Annotated in this window: 24 protein-coding genes; 15 read left to right on the forward strand and 9 right to left on the reverse strand. The window is 60.2% G+C overall.

Annotation, left to right across the window (positions count from 1 at the left end; all coding sequences use genetic code 11):
• Positions 1-17: 17 nt before the first annotated feature.
• From KRR23_RS06930 to KRR23_RS06955, 6 genes are all read left to right on the forward strand, one after another.
• The gene (locus tag KRR23_RS06930; protein ID WP_216741892.1) at positions 18-614 is read left to right on the forward strand and encodes a septation protein A; all 597 of its coding nucleotides are present in this window, start codon (positions 18-20) and stop codon (positions 612-614) included.
• A 1-nt stretch (position 615) separates the two neighbouring features.
• Positions 616-915: a YciI family protein gene (locus tag KRR23_RS06935; protein WP_054596257.1), complete on the forward strand. Its 300-nt coding sequence runs from the start codon at positions 616-618 to the stop codon at positions 913-915.
• A 108-nt stretch (positions 916-1023) separates the two neighbouring features.
• A complete protein-coding gene (locus KRR23_RS06940) occupies positions 1024-1434 on the forward strand; it encodes a translation initiation factor 2 (RefSeq protein WP_216741893.1) in 411 nt (136 codons plus the stop codon).
• A 7-nt stretch (positions 1435-1441) separates the two neighbouring features.
• On the forward strand, positions 1442-2119 hold the full coding sequence (locus KRR23_RS06945; RefSeq protein ID WP_019692426.1) for a response regulator transcription factor: 678 nt from the start codon (positions 1442-1444) through the stop codon (positions 2117-2119).
• A gap of 104 nt (positions 2120-2223) precedes the next feature.
• Complete coding sequence (locus KRR23_RS06950) at positions 2224-2664, forward strand: Spy/CpxP family protein refolding chaperone (protein ID WP_145014911.1); 441 nt, start codon at positions 2224-2226, stop codon at positions 2662-2664.
• Positions 2665-2731: 67 nt separating this feature from the next.
• Positions 2732-4078 carry a HAMP domain-containing sensor histidine kinase gene (locus tag KRR23_RS06955; protein WP_216741894.1) on the forward strand — a complete coding sequence of 449 codons (1347 nt, stop codon included), beginning with the start codon at positions 2732-2734 and terminating at the stop codon, positions 4076-4078.
• A gap of 37 nt (positions 4079-4115) precedes the next feature.
• Here the strand turns inward: KRR23_RS06955 and KRR23_RS06960 are convergent, their stop codons facing one another.
• On the reverse strand, positions 4116-4682 hold the full coding sequence (locus KRR23_RS06960; RefSeq protein ID WP_216741895.1) for a nitroreductase family protein: 567 nt from the start codon (positions 4680-4682) through the stop codon (positions 4116-4118).
• A 120-nt stretch (positions 4683-4802) separates the two neighbouring features.
• On the opposite strand from KRR23_RS06960, the gene KRR23_RS06965 reads away from it, so the two are divergent.
• The gene (locus KRR23_RS06965) at positions 4803-6257 is read left to right on the forward strand and encodes a TrkH family potassium uptake protein (protein WP_054596251.1); all 1455 of its coding nucleotides are present in this window, start codon (positions 4803-4805) and stop codon (positions 6255-6257) included.
• On the opposite strand, the gene KRR23_RS06970 is transcribed toward KRR23_RS06965, so the two are convergent.
• A complete protein-coding gene (locus tag KRR23_RS06970) occupies positions 6214-7275 on the reverse strand; it encodes an AraC family transcriptional regulator (RefSeq protein ID WP_216741896.1) in 1062 nt (353 codons plus the stop codon). The two genes, KRR23_RS06965 and KRR23_RS06970, sit on opposite strands and share 44 nt — an antisense overlap.
• Before the next feature lie 160 nt (positions 7276-7435).
• On the opposite strand from KRR23_RS06970, the gene KRR23_RS06975 reads away from it, so the two are divergent.
• A complete protein-coding gene (locus KRR23_RS06975) occupies positions 7436-7747 on the forward strand; it encodes a DUF962 domain-containing protein (protein WP_216741897.1) in 312 nt (103 codons plus the stop codon).
• Positions 7748-7846: 99 nt separating this feature from the next.
• The gene (locus KRR23_RS06980; RefSeq protein WP_216741898.1) at positions 7847-8437 is read left to right on the forward strand and encodes an HD domain-containing protein; all 591 of its coding nucleotides are present in this window, start codon (positions 7847-7849) and stop codon (positions 8435-8437) included.
• Between the two features lie 175 nt (positions 8438-8612).
• Here KRR23_RS06980 and KRR23_RS06985 read toward each other — a convergent pair whose 3' ends face one another.
• Entirely contained in the window at positions 8613-9428 is an 816-nt protein-coding gene (locus KRR23_RS06985; protein WP_216741899.1) for a UDP-2,3-diacylglucosamine diphosphatase, read from the reverse strand.
• A 134-nt stretch (positions 9429-9562) separates the two neighbouring features.
• Between KRR23_RS06985 and KRR23_RS06990 the strand changes: the two genes are divergently transcribed.
• Together KRR23_RS06990 and KRR23_RS06995 are read left to right on the forward strand one after the other, a co-directional pair.
• Positions 9563-10321: an AraC family transcriptional regulator gene (locus KRR23_RS06990; protein ID WP_216741900.1), complete on the forward strand. Its 759-nt coding sequence runs from the start codon at positions 9563-9565 to the stop codon at positions 10319-10321.
• A 91-nt stretch (positions 10322-10412) separates the two neighbouring features.
• Positions 10413-11306, forward strand: coding sequence for a DMT family transporter (locus tag KRR23_RS06995; protein WP_216741901.1), 894 nt, complete (start codon positions 10413-10415; stop codon positions 11304-11306).
• Here the strand turns inward: KRR23_RS06995 and KRR23_RS07000 are convergent.
• The 4 genes from KRR23_RS07000 to recQ all read right to left on the reverse strand — a co-directional run bounded on the left by KRR23_RS07000 (position 11300) and on the right by recQ (position 16408).
• On the reverse strand, positions 11300-11587 hold the full coding sequence (locus KRR23_RS07000) for a SelT/SelW/SelH family protein (protein ID WP_103315567.1): 288 nt from the start codon (positions 11585-11587) through the stop codon (positions 11300-11302). The two genes, KRR23_RS06995 and KRR23_RS07000, sit on opposite strands and share 7 nt — an antisense overlap.
• Positions 11588-11784: 197 nt before the next feature.
• Positions 11785-13440, reverse strand: a complete 1656-nt coding sequence (locus tag KRR23_RS07005) for a FimV/HubP family polar landmark protein (protein WP_216741902.1) — start codon at positions 13438-13440, stop codon at positions 11785-11787.
• 285 nt (positions 13441-13725) lie between these two features.
• A complete protein-coding gene (locus tag KRR23_RS07010; protein WP_054596242.1) occupies positions 13726-14160 on the reverse strand; it encodes a MarR family transcriptional regulator in 435 nt (144 codons plus the stop codon).
• Between the two features lie 118 nt (positions 14161-14278).
• Positions 14279-16408 (reverse strand): DNA helicase RecQ, encoded by a 2130-nt coding sequence (gene recQ / locus KRR23_RS07015; protein ID WP_216741903.1) that lies wholly within the window; start codon positions 16406-16408, stop codon positions 14279-14281.
• Between the two features lie 275 nt (positions 16409-16683).
• On the opposite strand from recQ, the gene KRR23_RS07020 reads away from it, so the two are divergent.
• The 3 genes from KRR23_RS07020 (at position 16684) to lapD (ending at position 19769) form a co-directional block, all read left to right on the forward strand.
• A complete protein-coding gene (locus KRR23_RS07020) occupies positions 16684-17271 on the forward strand; it encodes a YecA family protein (RefSeq protein ID WP_019692442.1) in 588 nt (195 codons plus the stop codon).
• A gap of 10 nt (positions 17272-17281) precedes the next feature.
• The gene (locus KRR23_RS07025) at positions 17282-17677 is read left to right on the forward strand and encodes a YbaN family protein (RefSeq protein ID WP_054596240.1); all 396 of its coding nucleotides are present in this window, start codon (positions 17282-17284) and stop codon (positions 17675-17677) included.
• A gap of 151 nt (positions 17678-17828) precedes the next feature.
• A complete protein-coding gene (gene lapD / locus KRR23_RS07030; protein ID WP_216741904.1) occupies positions 17829-19769 on the forward strand; it encodes a cyclic di-GMP receptor LapD in 1941 nt (646 codons plus the stop codon).
• Between the two features lie 52 nt (positions 19770-19821).
• Here lapD and KRR23_RS07035 read toward each other — a convergent pair whose 3' ends face one another.
• Positions 19822-20421 carry a tRNA-uridine aminocarboxypropyltransferase gene (locus tag KRR23_RS07035; protein WP_216741905.1) on the reverse strand — a complete coding sequence of 200 codons (600 nt, stop codon included), beginning with the start codon at positions 20419-20421 and terminating at the stop codon, positions 19822-19824.
• Between the two features lie 13 nt (positions 20422-20434).
• Entirely contained in the window at positions 20435-21328 is an 894-nt protein-coding gene (locus tag KRR23_RS07040; RefSeq protein WP_216741906.1) for a LysR family transcriptional regulator, read from the reverse strand.
• A 420-nt stretch (positions 21329-21748) separates the two neighbouring features.
• Here KRR23_RS07040 and speB point away from each other — a divergent pair, with 420 nt between their 5' ends.
• Positions 21749-22699, forward strand: a complete 951-nt coding sequence (gene speB / locus KRR23_RS07045; protein WP_054596236.1) for an agmatinase — start codon at positions 21749-21751, stop codon at positions 22697-22699.
• Positions 22700-22864 lie beyond the last annotated feature (165 nt).

Genomic DNA, 22864 nt, shown 5'->3' on the forward strand with positions numbered 1-22864 from the left:
TGCTTCTGGCTGCCACTGTGAAACAATTCATCGACTTCATCCCGCTTCTGCTGTTTTTCATCGTCTTCAAAATCGATCCACGGGTCGTCGACATCGCCGGTCATCCACTGACGGTAGGCGGCATTTACAGCGCCACTGCGATGCTGATCGTCAGCTCCCTGGTGGTCTACGGCACGCTGTTCATCAAGCAGCGCAAGCTGGAAAAGAGCCAGTGGCTGACCCTGATCGCCTGCCTGGTCTTCGGTAGCCTGACCCTGGCGTTCCACAGCGAAACCTTCCTTAAATGGAAAGCGCCGGTGGTCAACTGGCTGTTCGCCCTGGCCTTTATCGGCAGCCACTTCATCGGCGAGCAGTTGCTGATCAAACGCATCATGGGCCATGCGCTGACCCTGCCGGACCTGGTCTGGACCCGTTTGAACATCGCCTGGATCGGCTTTTTCCTGTTTTGTGGCGCGGCCAACCTGTTCGTTGCGTTCACCTTCCAGGACTATTGGGTCGATTTCAAAGTCTTCGGCAGCCTGGGCATGACCCTGCTGTTCCTGGTCGGCCAGGGCATTTACCTGTCCCGCCACCTGCATGACGCCGACACTTCTACGCCAAAAACCGAGGACTGACATGCTTTACGCAATCATTGCTACAGACGTCGCCAACTCTCTGGAAAACCGCCTGGCTGCGCGCCCTGCCCACATCGAGCGACTGCAACAGCTCAAGGCTGAAGGCCGCGTGGTTCTGGCAGGCCCGCACCCTGCCATCGACAGCAATGATCCGGGCGCAGCAGGTTTCACCGGCAGCCTGATCGTCGCCGAGTTCGCCTCCCTCGAAGCCGCCAAGGCCTGGGCCGACGCCGATCCGTATATCGCCGCAGGCGTCTACGCCAACGTTCTGGTCAAACCGTTCAAGCAAGTCCTGCCATAACCCGGCCTCTGCGCGATGAACCTTCGGTTCATCGCGTGTTCAATTGCTCATTATTCTCGTTCCACGGCCGACAACCTGCCCAACACTCGATTGGAATCAGGAGTTTCGATGCGCCAAGGTCCGCTGTGCCTGCTGTTGGTCACGTTATCGATCGGGGCCTTCGCCCATGCCGAAGAGCACTCGGACTCAGGCTATTCAACGCCTCTGTCGTTAAGCGCCGGAAGCCAGATCACCGAATTGCAGCAGCGCTTGAAAGAGAGCGAGCGGCAACGAGAAGAGCTGAACAAACAACTGCAAAATGCCGATAACGAACGCGAAAGCGCCTTGCTGGGCCGGTTACGCCAAGAGAATCAGCGCCTCAAGCTGCAACTCAAGGAAGCCCAGGCAAACCCGCTGCCGCGCCTGCTGACCGATCAACAGCAGTGGTTCGTCACTGGCGCCGGAGTAGCGCTATTGGCCCTGCTCTGCGGTATCTTCGCCAGTGGTGGACGTGGAAAACGTCGGCAATGGCTAAATTGAGTGAGTCATGAGCGAACTGTTACTAATTGATGATGACCAGGAGCTGTGTGAGCTCCTGAGCAGTTGGCTGAGCCAGGAAGGCTTTGTCGTGCGCGCTTGCCACGACGGTCTGAGTGCGCGCCGCGCCTTGGCCGAGTCTGCGCCGGCAGCAGTGGTGCTGGATGTGATGCTGCCCGACGGCAGCGGTCTGGAGCTGCTCAAGCAGTTGCGTAATGACCACCCGGACCTGCCGGTGGTGATGCTCTCGGCCCGTGGCGAGCCGCTGGACCGGATCCTCGGGCTGGAACTGGGCGCCGACGATTACTTGGCCAAGCCTTGTGATCCCCGAGAGCTGACGGCCCGTCTGCGTGCGGTGCTGCGACGCAGTCATCCGGCAGCGGTGTCCAGCCAGATGGAACTCGGCGACCTGTGCTTCAGCCCGGTCCGTGGCGTGGTCAGCATCGACGAACAGGAGTTCACCCTGACCGTCTCTGAAAGTCGTCTGCTCGAAGCCCTGCTCAAGCAACCCGGCGAACCGCTGGACAAGCAGGAACTGGCGCAAATCGCCCTCGGGCGCAAGCTGACCCTGTACGACCGCAGCCTGGACATGCACGTCAGCAACCTGCGCAAAAAGATCGGCCCGCACCCCGACGGTCGCCCGCGCATCGTTGCCCTGCGCAGCCGCGGTTATTACTACAGCCTCTGAACCGTCTTTACCCAAGCTTTACGCTCTGCTGACCGCCACTGACCTTGATCTCCGTATTCTGTACTCATCCGGAACACACCGGGAACGAGACAAGGAGACACACCATGCGCAAGACCCTTATCGCTTTGATGTTCGCCGCTGCACTGCCAACCATTGCCATGGCTGCACCAGAAGGCCAAGGCCCGATGGGCCCAATGGAAGGCCACGGATACAGCGAGCACATGCACGGCGGCAAAGGCATGTACAGAGAGTTGAACCTCAGCCACGAACAACGCGAGCAGATTCGCAAATTGATCGGCGAGCAGATGCATGCACGTAAAGAGTTGGTCGAGCAGTACCTGCAAAAACTCTCGCCAGCCGATCAGCAGGCCATGAAAGACCAAATGGCGGCCGGCCGCCAGAAAACCGAGAAGGACATTCGTGCCCTTCTCAAGCCGGACCAACAGCAGAAGTTCGATGCGATCCAAAAGAAGCAGGCCGAACGCAAAGCCGAATGGGAGCAGTTCCAGGCCTGGAAAGCCCAACAACCGCAAAAAACGCAATAATGCTCTAGCGTTTCTCCCCAGCCCAATGGTCAATCGCCATTGGGCTTTCTTTGTTTGAGGACTTACCGTGCGTTCATTGTTCTGGCGCATCCTTGCCAGTTTCTGGCTGGCCATCGCTCTGGTTGCAGGGCTGTCGATCCTGCTCGGGCACATGTTGAACCAGGACGCCTGGATTCTCAGTCGCCACCCGGGCCTCAATACCCTGGCGCAAGAGTGGACGCAGCTCTACGAAGAAAAAGGCGAGGACGCGGCGCAAGCCTTGCTCGAACAACGCAAACGGCGTTACCACATCGATGTTCAGGTACTGAACGAAGGTGGTGACCCGGTGGTGCGCGGGACCTTTCCTCGTCGCGCGGCAGCCCTGGAAGCACGGCAGAACGACAACCCCGACGACAGCGGCCGCCACCTGCCCTGGCGGCGTCTGACCGTCGAGTACACCAGCGCGAAAAGCGCCGAAACCTACTTGCTGATCTACCGTATTCCGCATCCAGAGCTCAACGCCTGGCACCGCAACAGCCTGCTTTGGCCCTTCAGTGCGCTGGCGATTGCCTTGGTGGTGCTGACACTGTTCAGCCTGCTGGTGACGCTGTCCATCACCCGCCCGCTGAGCCGTTTGCGCGGTGCGGTGCACGATCTCGGTCAGACGACCTATCAGCAAAACAGCCTGGCGCGGCTGGCCAACCGGCGTGACGAGTTTGGCGTGCTGGCCAACGACTTCAACCGCATGGGCGCACGCCTGCAAAGCCTGATCGGCAGCCAGCGGCAACTGCTGCGCGACGTGTCTCACGAACTGCGCTCACCCTTGGCCCGATTGCGTATCGCCCTGGCGCTTGCAGAACGGGCCGGTCCCGAAGAACGCGGAAAACTCTGGCCACGATTGACCCGCGAATGTGATCGTCTGGAAGCACTGATCAGTGAAATCCTGGTGCTGGCACGGGTCGACGCCGACAACGCGAGTGCCGAAGCGGTCGACCTCAATGCGCTACTCAATACTGTGCAAAAAGACGCTCAGCTTGGCGCGCCAGAGCAAATCATACGTATCGAAGCCGAACGGCAATTAAGCCTCAAGGGCTGGCCGACCATGATCGAACGGGCGCTGGACAACCTGTTGCGCAACGCCCAGCGCTTCAATCCGGCAGGACAACCGATTGAAGTGCTGGCATTGCGTCAGGGAGATCGGATTGTGATCAGCGTGCGCGACCACGGCCCCGGTGTAGAAGCCGAACATTTGAAGCAATTGGGCGAGCCGTTTTTTCGGGCACCCGGCCAGACCGCCCCCGGACATGGCCTGGGATTGGCCATCGCCCGTCGCGCGGCAGAGCGCCACGGCGGCAGCCTGATTCTGGCCAATCACCCGGAAGGCGGATTCATTGCCAGCCTGGAGTTGCCATTAGAGCCCGGTATCGCACCGTAATGATCGTCCCCACGCTCCCGCGTGGGGACGATCATGTTCAGGGCTTGGCATGCCAGGCGCTGACAAACTCGGCGAGATCGACTTTCCCGGCCACCCGCGGTTCGTTCTGCGGTGTACCCAGGTAAAGGAATGCAATCACTTCTTCACCTTCGGCCAGGCCCAACCCCTGGGCCACATGCGCCGAATAGACCAGCTCGCCGGTACGCCACACCGCGCCGATACCCTGAGCGTAAGCCGCCAGCAAGATACCGTGGGCCGCACAACCTGCCGCTAGCAACTGCTCGGACTTTGGCACTTTGACGTGGTCTTGCAGACGTGCGACCACAACGACGACCAATGGCGCACGCAATGGGCCGTTACGCGCCTTGTCCACCAGGGCCTGAGGCACATCGGCGTCTTGCAGGCGTGCAGCCTGCGCCAGTATCTCGCCCAATTGCTCGCGCGCCGCGCCTTCGACCGTCAGAAAACGCCACGGCTGCAAATGCCCGTGATCCGGCGCGCGCATGGCCGCGGAAAACAACACTTCCCGTTGTGCTGCGGTGGGCGCCGGGTCGAGCAAACGCGGAACGGATACACGGTTGAGCAAAGCGTCGAGAGCCTGCATCGGCCACCTCCTGAAAAAAATGTCTGGCTATTCTAGCGGCAACTGCCGCCGGGGTGCCGGTTTACATGCCCTGCCTCGCAGGTAGAATGGCGCCCTTCCCTATCAGCCCGAGCGGACTTCATGGCGTTGCCGACCTTACGGATCATTGGTTTCATCATCGGCATCTTCCTGATCACCCTGGCCATCAGCATGGTTGTGCCGATGGCAACCCTGCTGATTTACGACCGCACCAGCGACCTGCCGTCGTTCCTCTGGGCCAGCATGATTACCTTTCTCGCCGGCCTGGCGCTGGTCATCCCCGGGCGACCAGAGCATATACACCTGCGCCCGCGGGACATGTACCTGCTCACGGTGTCGAGCTGGGTGGTGGTCTGCATATTCGCCGCATTGCCATTTCTGCTAACCCAGCACATCAGTTACACCGACTCGTTTTTCGAAAGCATGTCAGGCATCACCGCCACCGGTTCTACTGTGCTCAGCGGCCTGGACAGCATGTCTCCGGGAATCCTGATGTGGCGTTCGTTGCTGCACTGGCTGGGCGGTATCGGCTTTATCGGCATGGCGGTCGCGATTCTGCCACTGCTACGCATCGGCGGCATGCGGCTGTTTCAGACCGAATCGTCGGACCGTTCCGAAAAGGTCATGCCGCGTTCGCACATGGTGGCCCGGCTGATCGTCGCCGCCTACGTCGGCATCACCATCCTCGGCAGCCTCGCGTTCTGGTGGGCGGGCATGAGCCCGTTCGATGCAGTCAACCATGCGATGTCGGCCATTTCCACCGGCGGCTTCTCCACCTCCGACCAGTCCCTGGCCAAGTGGACACAACCGGCCGTGCACTGGGTCGCGGTGGTGATCATGATCCTCGGCAGCCTGCCATTTACCTTGTACGTGGCGACCCTGCGCGGCAATCGACGGGCGCTGATCAAGGATCAGCAAGTGCAGGGATTGCTCGGCATGCTGCTGGTGACCTGGCTGGTACTCGGCACCTGGTACTGGTGGACCACCGACCTGCATTGGCTGGACGCACTGCGCCACGTTGCGCTGAACGTCACCTCGGTGGTCACCACCACCGGTTTTGCGCTGGGGGACTACAGCTTGTGGGGCACCTTCTCATTGATGCTGTTTTTCTACCTGGGCTTTGTCGGTGGTTGCTCGGGGTCGACCGCTGGCGGGATCAAGATCTTCCGTTTCCAGGTGGCCTTTATCCTGCTCAAGGCCAACCTTAACCAACTGATCCACCCCCGTGCGGTGATCAAGCAGAAGTACAACGGTCATCGTCTCGACGAAGAGATTGTGCGCTCGATCCTGACGTTTTCGTTCTTCTTTGCAATCACCATTTGCGCCATCGCCCTGGCGCTGTCGCTGCTGGGCGTGGACTGGATGACAGCCTTGACCGGCGCCGCCAGTACGGTTTCCGGAGTGGGTCCGGGACTGGGTGAAACCATCGGACCGTCTGGTAACTTCGCCAGCCTGCCCGACGCCGCCAAGTGGATTCTGTCCCTCGGCATGCTGCTCGGCCGACTGGAGATCATTACCGTGTTTGTGCTGTGTATCCCGGCGTTCTGGCGTCACTGAGTTCTTTGGGCGCGTCCATCAACCGCGTCCGGTATTCGCCGGGCGTGGTATCGAACCAGCGCCGAAAAGCCCGAAAGAAATTGCTCGGATCGGCGAACCCCAACAGGTAGGCGGTTTCCAGTAGGGTCATGTTCGGTTGCGCCAGGTACTGCTCGGCCAACTCACGGCGCGTGTCGTCGAGCAGCGTCTGAAAACTCGTGCCCTCTTCCTGCAAGCGTCGCTGCAAGGTGCGCTGGGACAAGTGCAGGGTTTGCGCCACCGTATCGCGCTTGGGCTCGCCTTGCGGCAGCAGGCGACAGAGCACTTGCCGGGCCTTGTGGGTAACCTGGCTTTCAGAAAACCGAGCCAGGTATTCGCCGGCAAACCGGTCATGCAACAACGCCATCGCCTCGTTGGCAGTCGGCAACGGGGCTTCCATGTCTGCCCGTTCGAAAATCAGTGCGTCATAGGGCGCGTTGAACTCCAGCGGCGCATGAAAGGCAAATTTGTAGGGTTCGAGGTCTTGGGGTTGATCGCCCTGCATCAGCACTTTGCGTGGCTGCAAGGTGCGCCCGGTCAGCCAGCCACACAAGCCCAGCGCGCAGGCGAGTGACGCTTCGGCACTTTGTCGGGTGGGCGGCAGGTGGTCGCCATGCACCGTCAAAATCAGTGCATACCCTTCGGGTAACAGGCGAAAACTCAGGTCGGCGCTTTCGGCGATGATCCGCTGATAACGCACCAGGCGCTGAAAACCTTCCGCCAGGGTCTGGCTCGACATCAACGCATAACCGACCACATGAAACGATGCCGGGCGGACCAACTTGCCCATGTTCAGACCGATCGCCGGGTTGCCGGACAGCTCTACCGCACGCTGCCAGAGTCGCGTCATCGAATCTTGAGGAAAGCGCGCATCCGGATCATTCAGCGCCGCGTAGTCGAGTCCCAGCTGTTTGAACAAGACCCGGCAATCCAGGCCGTCCATCTCCAGTGCCTTGACAATCCCCATCGCCCAGCTTGCAGAAGTCGTTCGTTCGCTCATGACGTTTTCTTGCTTGATGAGCCGCGTGTCACGGCCAATTTCAGAAGGATACTAAAGTGGCGCCCAAGGTCACTGGCTGTTGCCACTGATGACTCTAGACTTAAATAAGCTGCCCGCAGAACATCCGCTCGGCAGCACAATAACCACAGAGAATGCAGTCGTGGAAAACATCAAACGTTTCAGCAGCTTCGCTGAGTTTTACCCGTATTACCTCAGCGAACACAGCAACAGTGTCTGCCGACGCCTGCACTTTGTCGGCACCAGCCTGGTGATTTTCATCCTGGCCTTCGCTATCGGCAAAGGTGCCTGGCTGCTGTTGCTGGCCCTGCCTCTGGCCGGCTACAGCTTCGCCTGGGTCGGACACTTTTTCTTTGAAAAAAACCGGCCGGCGACATTCCAGCATCCGTTTTACAGCCTGCTCGGCGACTTCATCATGTATCGCGACATGATCCTCGGCAAAGTGCCTTTCTAGGCTCGCTGGGCCATCAAGCCGTCCCATATGGCCAGTGCAGCATTGGATCCAAGTTCTACACTGCACAACGTCCCTTCGAAAACAATAAGAGGATAGCTGATGAATGCGCACGCCCGTTTCACCCACATGAAGGATGGTACGCAGGAAGACTGGGCGATCATCGCCGCAGACTTCAGTGCCTACGCCAAACAATTGCCGACACGGATTGTGGCGCACCTGAAACTGCTGGAGGGTGATTTTGGCGGTTTCCCGGTCGATCGCCTGACCCACTCACTGCAAACCGCCACCCGCGCCTGGCGCGACGGTCGGGATGAGGAATACGTGGTGTGTGCGCTGCTCCACGACATTGGCGATACCCTTGGCTCCTACAACCACCCGGACATCGCGGCGGCGATCCTCAAGCCATTCGTCAGCCCTGAAAACCTGTGGATGGTGGAAAAGCACGGGATTTTCCAGGGCTACTATTTCTTCCATCACCTGGGCATGGACCGGCACCTGCGCGAGCAATTTCGCGAACACCCGCAGTACCGGCAAACCATCGAGTTCTGCGCCAGGTATGACGCGGCAGCCTTTGATCCGGACTACGAGACCCTGCCGCTGAGTTTCTTCGAACCGATGATGGAACGCCTGTTTGCCCGGCCGAAAAACTCGATCTACATGGCAGCGATGGAAGAATACGCACCGGTCTGAAATATCCGCAAACCTGTGGCGAGGGAGCTTGCTCCCGCTCGGCCGCGCAGCGGTCGTAATCCAGCCATCGCGTTCCATCTGAATATTCGCGGTGGCTGATTTAGGGTCGCTTCGCCCGAGCGCGGACCGACCCGCGGGAGTAAGCTCCCTCGCCACAAAAGTTAAACCTGTCGGATCAAGCTGGCTCTGCAACTTTCAAAGCTTTCAACTCAGCCTCTCGCGCCTGCGCATCCGCCAACCGGTACAACTCGATCGTGCCGTCCAAATGCTCGATCAAGGCCGTGCACGACTCCACCCAATCCCCGCAATTGAGGTAGTCCACCTCGCCGACCTTGCGGATTTCCGCATGGTGGATGTGCCCGCAAACCACCCCGTGCAGCTCGCGTTTGACACACTCATGGGCGATGGCCTCTTCGAAATCGCTGATAAAGCTGACCGCGGTTTTGACTTTGTGCTTGAGGTACGCCGACAACGACCAGTAACCGTAGCCGTACCGTGCACGCCAGTGATTGAGCCAGCGGTTGAGGGTCAGGGTGAACTCGTAGGCTGAGTCGCCGAGAAACGCCAGCCAGCGGTGATAACGCGTGATTACATCGAACTGATCGCCATGAATCACCAACAGGTGCCGGCCATCCGCAGTGACGTGAACCGCCTCGTCCACCAGTTGGATGTTGCCCAGGATCAGCTTCGAATAACGCCGCAGAAACTCGTCGTGATTACCGGTGACATAAATCACCTCGGTGCCGCGCTTGCTCATGGTCAGCAAACGGCGAATGACGTTGGTGTGAGCCTGCGGCCAGTACATGCCGCTGCGCAGCTTCCAGCCATCGATGATGTCGCCGACCAGATAGATCTTGTCAGCCTGATAGCCCTTGAGAAACTGCGACAAATGCTCGGCCTGGCAATCCCGGGTGCCGAGGTGCACATCGGAGATCCACAAGGTGCGCACGCGTTGTTTACGGCTGGGTTTTGCACGTTCGGCGCTGGTCATGGGCAACCTCTGCGAGATTTTTCGCAAGCTTGCACCGCAGCGATTAATAGCCCATGACACAAATACGGCAGTCTGATGACAGCCCGAACCCTGGCGTGGCCGGTGTAGACTGCGAGTCTGCCCAGGAGACTGCGATGAGACCGATCCTCACGCTACGCCAATACACCCACGACTTGATCGTCCATAGCCACAACCACGCGCAACTGGTGTTCGGCCTGTCGGGCGCGCTCGACTTCGAGGTCGACGGTCATGGCAGCCAGGTGGTGCAGCAGAGTTTTGTAGTCGTACCGTCAGGCGCTCATCACGCTTGCGGCAGCCCGAATGGCAGCCGCTGCCTGGTGCTCGATGTGCCGAGCGATCAATGGGTTTCGCAATCGCTGGGCGAGCATGCCGACGCCAGTCGGCGCTTGCTCGACAACGCAGGACGCTTGCCGCTGGACGCCGGACAAAGCCAACTGGTGAGCTGGCTGGCGAGCAGCCCGGTCACTGACCCGCTGATCGCCCAGCAAGGCGCCGTGTTGTTGCTTGCCAGCCTCAACAACGCCGCGCCGAGCAGCATCGCCGGGCGCCGCTTGCCTTACGCCGCGCTCAACGCGCACATCGACCAATACGCCGCCTATCCGCTGCAAGTCGCCGATCTGGCGCGTATCGCCGGACTGTCCAGCGCGCGTCTGCACGCACGCTTTGTCGCTGAATGCGGGCAGACACCGATGGATTACATCCGCAGTCGCCGCCTGCATATCGCGGTGAAATTGCTGCGTGAATCCGCGCTGCCCATCGGCGAAGTGGCCAACCGTGTCGGCTATGGCTCCCAGAGTGCCTTCGCCGCAGCGGTGATGCGCGAGTTCGGCGCCTCCCCGGGTGCGCTGCGTCGTACAGCGAGCAAGCGCTAGGCTGACGATAAAAAACGCGAGTTTGACGACAGACAGATCAGGCCGTCACGCGGTTCAATGTCGTAACTGCCTCTATGGATTAAGGATTGAAATGACTCCGCGTACCGCCCTTGGCGCCCTGCATATCGGCGCATTGATGTTTGGCCTGACGGGAGTGTTCGGCAAACTCGCCGCAGCCTCCCCTGCCATCATTGTCTTTGGTCGTGCGGCATTCGCGGTGATCGCCCTGGCATTCTTTGCCCGCTTCGCCAGCAACACTGGCTGGCAGAAACTCGAAGCCGTGGACTGGCGTCGCCTGCTGCTCAGCGGCCTGTTGCTGGCCGGGCATTGGGTGAGCTTTTTCATTGCGGTGAAAGTCGCCGGCGTAGCGATTGCAACCCTGGGCTTTGCCAGTTTCCCGGCGTTCACGGTGATCCTCGAAGGCCTGATCTTCCGCGAGCGAATTCGCGCCAATGAAATCCTCCTGGTGGTGCTGGTGAGCGTCGGCCTGGTGCTGGTCACTCCGGATTTCGACCTCGCCAGTGAAGCCACCAGCGGTCTGCTCTGGGCGGTGGGCTCGGGCCTGCTGTTCGCCTTGCTGTCGCTGACCAACCGTGCCAGCTCCGGGCGTATTCCCGCCGTGCAGGCAGCGCTGTGTCAGAACGTAGTGGTCGCCCTCTGTCTGTTGCCGGTGGCAGCACCGGGATTGAGTGAGGTGCGCGCCATCGACTGGCTGTGGATCGGTCTGCTCGGGGTGTTCTGCACCGGCGTCGCCCACAGCCTGTTCGTTGCCAGCCTGGCGGTGATCAAGGCTCGCACCGCCGCGGTGGTGTTTGCCCTGGAGCCGGTTTACGGCATCACCGTCGCCTGGCTGCTGTTCGGTGAGAATCCGACACTGCGGATGTTGATTGGCGGTGCGCTGATCATCATCGCGATTGTGGTGTCCAGCAGTCTGTCTGGCAGCTCAAGCAAGAAAAGCGTGACGGCCGAAGCCGCCTCTCACTGAGTTCTATCGTTGTGTCCGAGATCGCGGTCGGGATCGATCTGATCCCGGACCCGCTGCTTGAGCACCTTGGCTTCCGGGAAGCCGCCATCGGCCTTGCGTTCCCAGATCTGCACCCCGTCGCAGGTAATGAAAAACACCCCGCCGGTTCCCGGCACCAGAGAAACTTTGCCCAGGTCGTCACCGAAGGTACTGAGCAGCTCCTGGGCCAGCCAGGCGGCGCGCAACAGCCACTGGCATTGCGTGCAGTAAGTGATGACAACTTCCGGTTTGTGTGTGGTCATGGCGTGCTGGACTCCTGAACTCGATGGCGCCGCTATAATAGCCGCCTTTGCCGCTCGATTTACCTGAGCCTTGGGCAGACGTACTGATCGCAGGTATTGCGCAAATTGATGGCTGCGCGAAACCTGTAGGAGCTCAGCTTGCTGGCGATAGCGATCTCACGGACGCCATCGCTGGCAAGCCATGCTCCTACAGGAGATCAGCGAATACTGGCCAACAGGCTGCGGGCGGTTTGCTTCAAGGATTCGTCACTGTCCTTGAGTAACTCGTTCAATAGCGCAATGGCGCTGTCCAGATCACCGTCGTCAATGCAGTTCTGCGCTTCTTCCAGTTTGCCGGGGTGGGTCTCTTCATGCGCAGGTACCGCGAATTCGCCCGACAACGGCTCAAGTTCCAGGGCCGGTGATGAATCGGCGAAATCGTCGAGAAAGCCATCGTCCAGCGGTTCCAGCTGATCCACGGGTTTAGCCATTGCCGCTGCTGTGTCGGACGGACTGATCAGATCCCAGCTCGAATCCATCGACAAGTCATCCAGATTCAACTGGAACTCATCCCCTACCGAGGCAGCAGGTTCAGCCGTCGTTTCAGCCGTCGACTCAATAGTCGCCAACGATTGTGCACTGGTCAGTTTTGGCCAACGTGCGCGAATCTGCTCCAGCACCTCGGCACTGTAACCCGCTTCAAGCAAGCTGCTTTCATGCTCCGAATAAGCTGCGCTGTCGCCCTGCAGCCCCAGTACCTCCAACAACTTCAGGTTCAAATCGCTGCGCTGCGGCTCTTTGAGCAAGGCCTCGCGCAATAGACTGGCCGCCTCGGCGAAGCGGTCATAGGTCAGGTAGATACCGACGCCCTCAAGCACTTCTGCCCCATGAGCGGTTTCGCGGTTCGCAGGGGGAGACTGCGTCGCAGAAAGCTCAATCGATGGTTTCTGTGCACTATCGGGCGCTCCCCGACTGACCACCGGCTCATGTCGCGGCACGGGTGCTGATACAGGCTGTACCCGCCGCTGACGGAACGCAAACAAGCCCAGCAGCAACAGCACGCCAAGCACCAGCAGGCCACCGATCAGCCACAACGCCCAACCACTGTTCGTCTCATCCACGGCGGCTGCGGGCACCGGAATTGGCGCGACTGGAATGACGGGGGCGGGTAAAGGTTTTTTGGCTTCGGCCAACTCGGTTTGCAGATCGCTGACTTGCTTGCGCTGGCTGGCGATCTGTTCATCCTGGGCTTGTAGCCGGGTGTTCAACTGATCGATCGTTTGTTTCAGTTGCTGGTTTTCCAGGACGCTGGCTGCCAGCAGCTCGGAAGTCGGGTCGGTAGCCGCAGGCGCCGTGCTCGCCGGAGCAACAGCTGGCGTTTTGGCGGGTGTGGCGGCAGTGGGTTGCTGGGTGATCGCCGGGGCCGGCTCGACATCACTCACCGGTACGATCCCCGGTGAACCCGGTGGATCGATCAGCAACGTGTATTCGCGCAGCAGATGCCCATTGGGCTGGTTCGCCTGCACCAGAAAATTCAGGAACGGTTCATTGACCGGCTTGCTGGACACCACCCGAATCACGCTGCGATTGCCACGCAGAACGGCGGTAAAACGCAGGTCGTTGAGAAAAAACACTCGCTCGACACCGGCTCGGGCGAACTCATCCGCCGTCGCCAGGCTGACCGAGAGTTCACCGTCGCTCAGGGCACCGGGATCGACCAAGGCGATTTCGGCATTCAACGGCTGGTTCAGGGCTGAGTGCAGCGTGATGTCGCCCAACCCCAACGCAGGTGCCAATGCGGAGTAACTCAAGGCACCGGCGACCGACAACAGGCTGACGGAGCGCCGTAACACAGACTGCAAACTCTCGAGCATGAGCATTCCTTAGCTAACCAGAATCAACCTGTACGCATTCGCACGTCCAGTGTGAACACGTTATTGCCTAGGGTCTGTTGACATTTGGTGACGACCGCGACGGATGCCAACGTGCGCGAGGCTGCGTTGCGGGATTTGCCAAGGGAACAACCATTGGCGGCATCCCGCGCCTTGCCTCGCACACGTTGGCCCAGCAACGCGGTTCGTCACCAAACGTCAACAGACCCTACAGTTCTTATAGTCTGCTCTGCGCCAGTTCTCAAAAGTCTGCTGTGTGGTTATGCCTCAAGATTTTTCCAGATTGGCCAAAATGTGCCCATGGACCCGCATACACACCCGCATATCTTCCTCGTTGACACCCTCGAACAGCTCATGACGCAACTCGGCGGCAATGGTTTCAATTTGTTCGATCAAGGGACGGGCGGGCGCACACAGCACGATCTTTTTCGCCCGACGGTCTTCCGCCACCGCCTGACGCTGCACCAGGCCTTGGGTTTCCAGGCTATCGAGCAGGCGCGCCAGTGTCGGTCCTTCAACACCGACGCTTTGTGCCAGCTCACGCTGAGTGGGGGCTTCTTCGAAACGCGCCAGGTGCAACAGCACCAGCCAGCGGGCCTGGGACAGGCCAAGGCCGGCAAGACGGCGATCCAGTTCGGCGCGCCAGCCGCGAGACATCTGCGCCAACTGCATGCCAAAACGGTGTTGATCGGTTAACGGCATAAAAAACTCATGGTTAGACTGAAATAGGCTGAAACTAATTATTAGTCAGCTAAGCATGACCCTCGACTCTAGGCAAGGCTCGGTCTGTACTGAATCGTTACATCTTGATCTTCGACACTTAAATTTCAAACTCCGACTGCAATGCCGCTCTCACACAGTACAAAACGCCCTCGGGAACACGACCGGCAAACAACGCGGAAATCTCCGACACCGGCGGCAACTCGCCCTCGCCGTCCAGGAATGCGTCCTGGACTTCACCCATCAGGTCTTCCGGAAGGTCCAGTGCCTGCTCCAGCGACAGTTGCTGCTTGCCGATGGCCTCGGCGAGCATCGTGTACACGTTCTTTTCCGAACACTGCAACTGACCGGCAATCTGCATCGGCGTCATGCCGGCGCGCGCCAGTGTGATCAACTCGTGACGCAGGTCGGCAACCACTTTCGGGGCCTCGGCCTGGCCGCCCAGCACTTCGAGGAAGGCCTCGCCATAGCGCTCCAGCTTGCGTGCACCGACACCGCTGACCTTGGCCATTTCCGGCAACGAGCTTGGCTGGCTGCGGAGCATTTCGAGCAAGGTCGAATCGGGGAAGATGACGTACGGCGGCACGCCATGCTCTCCGGCGAGCTTGCGGCGCAGGGCGCGCAAGGCTTCCCACTGCTCGCGTTCTTCGCCTCGCACCAACTGGCTGGCCTGGCTGGTGCTGCTGCTTTTCGCGGTGGTTTGCGGTTTGAGGTCGCGGCGCAGCTCCAGGGTCACTTCGCCCTTGAGCAACGGCCGGCAGCTGTCGCTTAAACGCAGGCCGCCGTAGCCTTCCAGATCGATGTCCGCCAGACCGCGCGCCACCAATTGTCGGAAAAGGGAACGCCATTCACCTTCGGCCCGCGCCTTGCCGACACCAAATACCGACAGATGCTGATGGCCGAAGCTGCGGACTTTTTCGTTGTCCTTGCCCAGCAACACGTCCACCAGATGTCCGACGCCATAACGCTGGCCGGTGCGGTAGATCGCCGACAGTGCCTGACGGGCGGGTTCGGTGGCGTCCCAGGTCTGCACACCGTCGACACAGTTGTCGCAATGCCCGCAGGGCTGCGGCATGTCTTCGTCGAAGTAGGCCAGAAGCGTCTGACGGCGACAGCGGGTTTCTTCACACAGCGAGAGCATGGCGTCGAGCTTGTGCTGCTCCAGACGCTTGTGGCGCTCATCGCCTTCGGAGTTCTGCAGCATCTGCTTGAGCATCACCACGTCTTGCAGGCCGTAAGCCATCCAGGCATCTGCCGGCAGACCGTCACGGCCACCCCGACCGGTTTCCTGGTAATAGGCCTCAAGGGACTTCGGCAAGTCCAGATGCGCGACAAAGCGCACGTTGGGCTTGTCGATGCCCATGCCGAACGCCACGGTGGCGACCATGATCAGGCCTTCCTCGTTGAGGAAGCGCTTCTGGTGGTGTGCCCGCGTATCGTTGGGCAGGCCGGCGTGGTACGGCAGCGCCGGAAAACCTTGCTCGCTAAGGAACACCGCTACTTCGTCGACCTTCTTGCGCGACAGGCAATAGACGATGCCGGCATCGCTGCGCCGTTCAGCCAAAAACGCCAGCAACTGCTTGCGCGGCTGCTCCTTGGGCACGATGCGGTAGAAAATGTTCGGTCGATCGAAACTCGACAGAAAGCGCTCGGCGTTCTGCAGATGCAGGCGCTCGACGATTTCTTCCCGGGTGCGCTTGTCGGCCGTGGCGGTCAGGGCAATGCGCGGGACGTTGGGAAACAGTTCCGCCAACTGGCCCAGCTGCAGGTATTCGCGGCGGAAATCGTGCCCCCATTGGGACACGCAGTGAGCTTCGTCGATGGCAAACAGAGCGATTTCAAGACTTTGCAGAAAGGCCAGCATCCGTGGCTGGACCAGACGCTCAGGCGCCAGGTAGAGCATTTTCACTTCACCACGCTTGATCCGCGCCGCCAGATCGCGCTGTTGCTCGGCGCTCAAGGTTGAATTGAGCGCCGCCGCGGCCACACCGAGTTCTTCAAGGGTCGCAACCTGATCGTCCATCAAGGCAATCAGTGGTGAAACCACCACCGCCAAGCCACCGCGCAACAGTGCCGGGACCTGGAAGCACAGCGATTTGCCGCCGCCGGTCGGCATCAGCACCAGAGCGTCACCGCCGCTGGCCACGCGCTCAATGATGGCACCCTGACGGCCACGAAAACTGTCGTAGCCGAAGATGTCCTTGAGGACGCGCTGAGCCTGTTCGAGCATGAAAAACTCCAAATGGTGCTGAATATCCCTGTGTGCAGGCTGGATCAAAAAACCACGTTGTCACGGACAGATCCGTAAGCGGATTTGTCCGGGACCGTCGCAACACCTGCAGGGCTTTGCAAAACGCGCGAGTATACCCGAGGCATCCCGGGCAAAGGGCGTCACTGACGAATAGCCGCAACAACACACAATGCTGGCAAATCTGCCGTGCGGCTGGCCGGACCGCTCAAGAACGCCTAGAATTGGGCATCGTATATTCCCAAGGTAGCCCTTCAATGTCCTTCGCTGAGCAACTAACCCGCCTGCAAGCCTTCCTCGACGCCGACGAGCTGCATGACGAGGCGCTGGACTATGTGGCCGCCCACGGCTATCTGACAGCCCTGTCGATCTGTTCCGAGACGGTGCCTGATCGTGAGTGGATCGACGCGCTGTTCGCCGAAGAGCCACATTATCGCGATGACGCCGAGCGTCAGGAAATCGAATCGACCCTGTTGGCCCTCAAGGCTCATATCGCTCGCCAACTGGCGTCCGATGAAGAGTTCGAGCTGCCATGCGACCTGGACCTGGGCGAAGAGCCGGATGATTCCGACCTGCGCGGCTGGTGCATCGGTTTCATGGAAGGCGTATTCCTGCGTGAAGAAGCCTGGTTCGAAACCGCCGAAGACGAAGTCAGCGAAATGCTGCTGCCGATCATGGTCGGTTCCGGCCTGTTCGACGAACAGCCAGAGTTCTCCGACATCGCGGCCGACGCCAACCTGATGGACGACATGATCGTGCAGATCCCGGAAGCCCTGACCGCGCTGTACCTGCTGTGCAACGCGCCAGACGAAAAACCGGCGATCCTCAAGCCTCGTCACCACTAAGTCGTTGCCTGTGGCTGAACCCATAGGCAAACGCCCCCTGATCCTGCGCTACGTTCTGCTGGCCATCGGCTGGCTGAGCGTAGCGTTGGGGGTGATCGGAATCTTCCTGCCTGTACTGCCCACCACGCCTTTCCTGCTGTTGGCGGCCGCCTGTTTCGCCCGCAGTTCGCCACGCTTTTATCAATGGCTGGTCGAGCATCCACGACTCGGCCCATGGATTCGCGACTATCTGGACGGCAACGGCATTCCGCTCAAGGGCAAGGTCTACGCCATTGGCCTGATGTGGCTGAGCATCGGCCTGTCCTGCATCCTCGTCCCACTGCCCTGGGCACGCGGCTTCATGCTGACCAGCGCAGTGCTGGTGACGGTGTATATCCTGCGGCAGAAAACCCTGATCAAACCCTGAATACGCTTCGCCACCTAAGCTCATCTATCCCCCCGCCCCCCCCGACAATCTGCCCTGCTTCCCGCAAAACAGCGCCTAAACTCCAGACATCTGCACGTCTGCGGCCAGACATATCCCGTCGTCCAGGAAGGTCAACGCTCCGGAGCGTCTCATGTCGCTACTCAAACAGTTGTTTTTGGCCATCTGCCTGTTCTTGCTGGTCGCCTTCAGCGGCAGTTTCTTTGTCAGTCTGGAAAGCTCGCGTGCGCAGATACTCAGCCAATTGCGCTCCCATGCCCAAGACACTGCCACCGCACTGGGGCTGTCGTTGACCACACAGATCGACGATCTGGCGATGATTGAGTTAATGGTCAGCTCGGTCTTCGACAGTGGTTACTTTTCCAGTATCCGGGTCATCAATATCGAGGACGAGCGCGTCCTGGTCGAGCGCAATGCAGTCGCCACCACCGAACGCGTACCGGGTTGGTTCGTCGATCTGGTGAACCTGCATCCGCAAGGCGGGGATGCGTTGGTGATGCGCGGTTGGGAGCAAGCCGCGCGCGTTGAAGTGGTGAGCAACCCACAGTTCGTCCTGAGCAAACTGTGGGACAGTACCCTCGGCAGTCTGATCTGGTTACTGCTGTGCGGGTTGCTCAGCGCGATGTTCGGCGGCTGGTTGCTGCGTCGGCAACTGCGCCCGCTGGATGCCATGGTCAAACAGGCCGAAGCCATCAACAAACGCGAGTTTCTCAGCCTGCCGAAGTTGCCCAGAACCCCGGAACTCAAACGCGTGGTGCTGGCGATGAACCAAATGGTCGAAAAGCTCAAAGGGCTGTTTGCCGAAGAAGCCGCACGAAGCGAGCAACTGCGCGCCGAGTCGTTTCAGGACAGCCTCACGGGGCTGGCCAACCGCCGTTTGCTCAACGAGCAACTCACCGATCAGTTGCTGCTGACCGAACAGAGCAGCGCCGGACACCTGCTGATGCTGCGGATCAATGACCTGACCGGGCTCAACCAGCGACTGGGTGGCCAACGCACCGACGCCCTGATCAGCGCCGTGGGTCAGTTACTCAAACGCCTGATTCAACAGCCGGATCGCCATACCTGGCTGGCCGCACGCAATCGGGGCGGTGAGTTCAGCCTGCTGACCCCAGGCCTGGACAGCAAGGACGCAGCGCGCCTGGCCGCAGAGATCAGCGCCACCCTGGAAAATCTGCGCCTGACCGGCGCCAGCGACTGCATGCCAGTGGCGCATCTGGGAATCGTCGCTTACACACCCGGCGAAGCCTCCACCGACATTCTGCTGCGCCTCGATCAGGCACTGACTCAGGCCCAGCAGCATCCAGAACGACCGTGGGTGCATCTGCAGCAGTCCGATAACCCACCGAACCAGACGCAGCACGACTGGCGTACCTGGATCGATGACGCTCTGACCCATGGCAAGATGCAGCTGTACTTTCAACCCGTGGTGCAATGCGCCGACACCAGCCAGGTGCTGCACCACAAAGTGCTGGCGCGCCTGCTTGATCCGCAGGGCAAAGCCATTTGCGCCGGACATTTTCTACCCTGGATAGAACGGCTGGGCTGGTCGGCGCGATTCGACCTGGCAATGCTCGAACACACCCTCGACTACCTTGCCGAACACCGCTGGCCGCTGGCCTTGAGCTTGTCCGGAAGCACCCTGCGCGATGCCACGCAACGGCGTCTGATCCTCGATATGCTCGACGGCCTGCCCAGCCTCGCACCCTTGCTGACCCTTGAGCTCGACGAACGCCAACTGCCGCCTCCCGAAGAGCTGCGTCAACTGTGCCTGAACCTGCACGGCACCGGCTACGGGATCGGCCTGCAGCACTTCGGTGGCAGCTTCAGCCAGATCGGCAACCTCACCCAGCTCGGTTTGGCCTACCTGAAAATCGACGGCAGCTACATTCGCGCCATCGACCAGCAAAGCGACAAGCGCCTGTTCATCGAAGCCATTTTCCGCGCGACCAACAGCATCGATTTGCCGCTGATTGCCGAGCAGATAGAAACGCAGGGGGAACTGGAGGCAATCAAGTCGCTGGGAGTGTTCGGCGTCATGGGCCGGCTGATCGGACCACCAGAACCCATGTAGTACGCAGGTGTGGCTGCCCAGTGGCAGGCTACGCCAGCTTGCGTCGTGGCCTCTAGACTTTGCCACCATGATTACGCTGGTACGTCTCCTCCCCCATCGCCGCGATCTGCCCTTCGATCAGCGCTTCAAACGGTCGCAATAACGGCTCGAAGGTCGTCGGTGCCTCAAGCACCTGCAACGCCTGTACGATCGCCTCCACCGTTGACAACGCCCCAGGCCCCGGTGCCTTGCGCAACCGATAACGCGAGACCGCGCCTTCGGCCAGCGTCACTCGGGGCAACGCTGCCAGCAATGGATTGAGGTGCAACATCTTGCGCGCCTTGCGCCAGGTGCCGTCCGGCACCACCAGCAGCAATGGTTGATCAGCGGGTGTATAGGCCTGTAACGGTTGCGCATCGTCGGCCGGGAACAACAAGCGGGCCTGGTAACCCGGTGGATTCAGCAGACGCGGTAAATCCTCGAACACTTCGCCGACAATCAGCTCGGCATTGTTCAGCCCCAACGCCGCCAGCCGCGCGGTGTTCAACGCATGGTTCACCTCGCTTGGATGCTGCAATAGCAGCACCCTGGTGCGACTGTCTAGGCTCGGAATCAACGGGCACAGGCAGTGAGTTTGCGGGCGCAGGCAACGGGCACATTGGATTCTGGACATACGACTTCCCCAATCAGACCTGGTTGAGCTGCGCTTTGAGCAAATCGCGAAAGGTCTGGATCAACGGCTCGCGGCTGCGCCCACGACGTACGATCATCGAAAACGGTGCCTGGTAGCCGAAAGTGGCCGGTAGCAGCACCCGCAAATCGCCCTTGTCGGCCCAGGCCTGGGCGTAGTGCTCCGGCAGGTAGCCGATGTAGGCGCCGGACAACACCAGAATCAGCTGCGCTTCCATACTCTCCACGGTCGCCGCGCTGTGCTTGAAGCCATGGCGGGCCAGTTCAGCCTGGCTCCAGTAACCGCGACCGACCATGCGCTGCTGGGTGATGACTTGTTCGGGAATGCGCCGTTCGTTGAACAAGGGATGACGATTGCTGCAATACAGCCAATGTTGTTCACGGTACAACGGCATGTAGACCAGCCCGCTCATGCGCGTAGAGAACGAGCCGATGGCCAGATCGAGGCGGTTGTCCTGCACGCCGAGCTGCAGTTCGTAAGGGCTCATCACCGACAGGTGTAAATGCACCGCCGGGTGTTCTTGGCTGTAGGCGCCAATGGCTTCGGCGAACGGCAAGGCCTTGTCACTGACGGTCGAGTCGAGTACCCCGAGGTTGAGCGTGCCGCGCAACTCGCCCTTGAGCGCCGCGGCGTATTGCTCGAAACCTTCCAGTTCACCGAACAGGCGCAAGGTTTCCTGATGGAACAGCTCGCCCTTGCTGGTCAGGCTGAAACCGCCACGCCCACGATGGCAAAGCACCAGCCCCAACGCCGCTTCGAGCTGGCTCATGTAGGTGCTGATGGCCGATGTCGAGAGGTTGAGCTCTTGCTGCGCGTTGGCAAACCCCTGATGGCGCACCACGCTGACGAAGATGCGCAATAGTTTCAGGTCGGGTAAAGCGTTGGCCATGGGGGCTCCGGACTTTAGAAATTTGTCGTCTGTTAAATCCACCCCTCACCCCAGCCCTCCCGAAACGTCGGACCGCCCCAAGGGGGAGAGGGGGAAAGGGAGCCGATCTCCATGACTTTCAAATCCTGAGTTCGACTCGATCTATCAGGTCGATGTAACTCCTGAGAACACCTCGATCAGTCCCCTCTCCCTCGGGGAGAGGGTTAGGGTGAGGGGTGGGATCAACGATGATCACAAATCTCAATGCCGAGAAGTCTATCTCCCCTCTCGCCATTAGTTTAGAAAAATCTGAACTAAGTATTTGCCGGCAGCGATTCTTCTCCAGCACCGCATTTCGCAGAATCCGCTCAACAGGTGCCTGTGCGATCCCTTTGCGCGGTGCAACCCCATAAATAAAACAATGATGATGAGGCCATACCCGTGGACAAGATTCTTCACCAACCACTGGGCGGCAATGAAATGCCGCGCTTCGGCGGCATCGCCACCATGATGCGACTCCCCCACTTGCAAACTGCTGCCGGCCTGGACGCCGCCTTCATCGGCATCCCGCTGGACATCGGCACCTCCCTGCGCGCCGGCACCCGCTTCGGGCCGCGCGAGATTCGTGCTGAATCGGTAATGATCCGTCCATACAACATGGCTACCGGTGCTGCGCCGTTCGACTCGCTGTCGGTTGCCGACATCGGCGACGTGGCGATCAACACCTTCAACCTGCTGGACGCAGTGCGGATCATCGAAGAGTCCTACAACGAGATCCTTGAACATGACGTGATCCCGCTAACCCTAGGTGGCGACCACACCATCACCCTGCCGATCCTGCGGGCCATCCACAAAAAGCACGGCAAGGTCGGCCTGGTGCACATCGACGCCCACGCCGATGTGAACGATCACATGTTCGGCGAGAAGATCGCCCACGGCACCACCTTCCGTCGCGCCGTTGAAGAAGGCCTTCTGGACTGCGACCGTGTCGTGCAAATTGGCCTGCGCGCGCAGGGCTACACCGCTGAAGACTTCAACTGGAGCCGCAAACAGGGCTTCCGCGTGGTTCAGGCCGAGGAGTGCTGGCACAAGTCGCTGGAACCTCTGATGGCTGAAGTCCGCGAAAAAGTCGGCGGTGGCCCGGTGTACCTGAGCTTCGACATCGACGGCATCGATCCGGCCTGGGCTCCAGGCACCGGCACCCCGGAAATCGGCGGCCTGACGACCATTCAGGCGATTGAAATCGTTCGTGGCTGCCAAGGCCTCGACCTGGTTGGCTGCGACCTGGTAGAAGTCTCGCCGCCATACGACACCACCGGCAACACCTCGCTGCTGGGCGCCAACCTGCTGTACGAAATGCTCTGCGTACTGCCGGGTGTGGCTCACCGCTGAGGCAACGGCCCCCCAGCTTGCTTCAGCACCGCTAACGGTTTCGCTTTCTGCACCCTCGAACAACCGCAGCTATCGCGCAATGCCAATCAGGCGTTATGCGACAGCCTACGTTGTCGAGCCTGATCCCCACACCAGTGGCAGTGTTCGGGCAGCACGGGCACGGAT

The organism is Pseudomonas sp. CVAP#3 (assembly GCF_018986375.1).
Classification (GTDB): Bacteria; Pseudomonadota; Gammaproteobacteria; order Pseudomonadales; family Pseudomonadaceae; genus Aquipseudomonas; species Aquipseudomonas helvetica.